2 protein-coding genes are annotated in these 3,338 nt (G+C 62.1%); both read right to left on the bottom strand.

Annotation, left to right across the window (positions count from 1 at the left end):
- Positions 1-494 precede the first annotated feature (494 nt).
- Entirely contained in the window at positions 495-1,976 is a 1,482-nt protein-coding gene (locus tag ADT71_RS00460; protein WP_165913392.1) for an alginate export family protein, read from the bottom strand.
- 86 nt (positions 1,977-2,062) lie between these two features.
- Positions 2,063-3,238, bottom strand: a complete 1,176-nt coding sequence (locus tag ADT71_RS00465; protein ID WP_255351590.1) for an MFS transporter — start codon at positions 3,236-3,238, stop codon at positions 2,063-2,065.
- Positions 3,239-3,338: the final 100 nt, after the last annotated feature.

Here is a 3,338-nt window from a genome sequence, read left to right on the forward strand (position 1 = left end):
CCGATTGTGGTAACCTGTGACACGGACGCCTCCTCAGTGGTGCTTCAACACCTCCACTTTGCCATAAAGGCTGTCGGGGGCGTCCACCCCATCAGCTATCAGGATTCCTTTGAAAGCGAGGGCAGGATCGGGCGGTTGCTGCCGATGCATCATGAGTAACCTGAACGCTGGAGGTGTCTGGTTTCTTTAGCCAGGCCCTCCGAAGCCGAAAATCGCGAGCTTTCCACTCCGGCAGTTTCAGGATCACCTTCGTCTCGGTGAACGGAGGGCGGCTTTCAGAACACCAAAATGGGTGATGAACGGCCGCTATGTTGGCGACAACGATCGTAAAATGAGCGGTGTTGCTAGTGGATTTTGCTCAGTTCTTTGCGGGCTTCGAGTTGCGTTAGCCCATCACAGAATGGAGGAGACGACGGGGGAGCGGTGAATGATCATCATGCCCGATCCACTAGGCGGCGTGTTCGGCGAAACGGCAACCTGCGATCCCGTCGCGATCAGAAGCGGATCTGCTGCCAAACGCCGACGTAATTCGAACTCTTGCCGCCGCCGGCCCGGAAGGCGTCGCTGGCGACCCAGCGCGTGAAGAACAGGCGATAACTGAGGTTTTTGGTGACATTCCAGTCTGCCTGGAAATTGTACCCGGTGCCGATGTAGGAAGAGCCGACGGGGCGAATGCCCGGATAGTTTGTCGGCCCCTGATAGGTCGCATCGTTTTTCGTTTCGCGCCAGAAGAACTCCGGACCTGCCACGAGTGTGAGCGATTTGGCAGGTTTGACCGTCAGGTTCGGGTAGAGATCGACGATGTTCGAGAAGTTCAGGAAACCGGCATCGCCGAAAAGCGGCAATCGCGGGGCAGGAGGCGCAAAAGTGCCCAGCGTGCCGTTGTTCGGCTTACCGTCGCCACTGAACGCATCGAAACGTAAACCCAGCCGGGGCTGCAGCGGTGTCGATTTCGGCAGGCTGTAGCCAAAGTCGCTGTTGAACCCCCACGCCCGGATATGATCTCCGGCGAAACTGCCGGTCTGGTACGTCCCTTCGGCGTCGTAGTCCCACGCGCCGCTCTTGCCGCCGATGCGCATGCCCCAGCTCCGGCGGTGCTCCTCGCCGGTCAGAAGCGCGAACTTCGCGACTTTATTGAACACGTCGTAGTGATAGATGTCGATCTGCGTGTCCGGCAGGATCAGTCCTTTGGCGGCCGAGATGGTCACGCCGTTGAAGTGGCGGTCCGGGTTCGCCTTATCGTCGAAAGACCCTTCGAACAATTGCATGGGCCGAACGGCAAAGGCGTCAATCCGCAGCTTGTGCTTGAGGATGAAAGTTCCGCGCACCCCCTGATAGGTAAAGCGAACGTTGGTACCGTCGCGAAGGCCGACGAGCTTGCCATTACCGAGCGGCATCTCGAACCGGCCCGGACGGATCGTAACGACTGCATCCTCGCCAATGGGGATCGTGATGTCCGCAAATATCTGCTGGAATTCCAGCTTGTCATGATTGGGCGGTGTCTTGAGCGTCGCGTCGTATTCCCTGTTGTGCCCCAGTTCGCTGAAGATACGCAGGTAAGGCGTGATGTGAAGGTCGGTGACGAGCCGAAGCCGCTGTCCGAGGTTTGCGTTTTTGTCGCCCGCGTTGGCGCCAAGGCTCTGGTGCGACCAGTTCTGGTAGTAGTAGCGGATTTCCCCACCTACGGAGAAGTAGACGTCGTCACCGATCACCGGGACGTGGCGCAGGCTCTCCAGCGGGTTCTTCCTGCGATATTCGGGATCGGCGGCGGCTTTCCAGTCCTCTGTCCAGCGCAGGCTTTGCGGCATGCCGGAGGAAGCGGGAATGCCGCCCGGCACGGGTTCGGGCACAGGAGGTGCAAGGGGAACCGGCGCCGGCGAGACTTGTGCAAGCGCGGCCCCAGGCAGCGCGGTGGCAGCCAAGCCCAGCAAGGCAACGCGCAGACGGCGCATTTCGGGTGATTTTTGCGTATTCACGATGCGACTCTCCCTGGGCCGGGCCTCCATGAGCCCGGCCTCGAATTCATTCTTGCTGGCCAGTTCCCGGTTTTGCGGGAGCCCGTTCAGGCGATGGTGCTTTCGCGATATCTGAAGGTCAGAAGGACGATGCCGGCGAGCAAGGTTCCGCAAGCCAGCATCACGGCGACAGGGCCAAGCGACCAACCCCACGTGAACAGCAACCCGGCAATGACCGGCCCGAGCGCGGCGCCTGCCCGGCCGGCGCCAATCACAAGCCCGGTGCCGCCGGCCCGCAGATGGGCCGGGAAGCATTGCGCGATCACGGCGTAGAGTCCGGCGGTCGCGCCATTGGTGAAGAAGCCGCCCACACAGGCCATGATGGACAGCCTGGCCAGCGTCGTCGGCCAGTACCCGAACACGCAGAGCGCCGCAGCTCCGCCGAACATCGCCGCCGCAACCAGATAGCGCACACTGAAGCGCTGGCTCAGCAGGCTAACGCCGAGCGAACCGAGCGCGCCGCCGACATTGGCCCAGACCAGCACGCCGCCTGCAGCCGCCGCCGCGAACCCCATGTCGACGACGATCTTGGGGATCCACTTCACGAAGAAGTAGAAGCTCATCATGTGGCCGAAGTAGATCAGCGTCAGCAACAGCGTGATCGAGCGTATTCCAGGCGCGAACAGTTGGGCGACGCCGGTGCCGGCGACCTGCACATCGCGCGGCGGCAATGCAGAAAGCGGCGCGCGGCCCTGGCGGACCATCGTGCGATTGATCTTCTCCAGCGCCCTTGCCGGTCGCCTATGGACAAGGAACGCGATCGTTTCCGGCACCAGCCACAGCACCAGCGGGATGAAACACAGTGTCGCCAGTGCGCCGAACTCGAAGACCGACTGCCAGCGGCCGGTCGCAGCGAGCAGGGCGGAGGCGATGCTCCCGCCAACGATCGCGCCGATCGGATAGCCCCCCGCCATGATCGCAACCGCAAGGTTGCGACGGCGCGCGTTCGAACATTCCGCCACGATCGCTCCGGTCGCGGCCAGCATTCCGCCTATGCCGAGCCCGGTGAACAGGCGGAAAGCCGAAAGCATCGTCACGTTGCCTGCAAGCGAGGCCAGCGCCATGCCGGTGCCCATGATGGCGAGGCAGCCCAGAATGGTCGGACGCCGGCCGAACCGGTCTGCCAGATTGCCGAGCAGGAATGCGCCGATCCCCATGCCGATCAATTCCATCGACAGGACGAACCCGAGCGCGGCGCGCGTAATCCCCCACTCGTGAGCGATGTGAAGCGCCCCGGGTTTCCAGGAGGCTCCAACTTGTGAGAAGGAGCATCCGTTATGAGCAAGACAACCAACAAATTTTCACCTGAAGTCCGCGAGCGGG

It is taken from the genome of Novosphingobium sp. ST904 (genome assembly GCF_001298105.1).
GTDB lineage: Bacteria > Pseudomonadota > Alphaproteobacteria > Sphingomonadales > Sphingomonadaceae > Novosphingobium.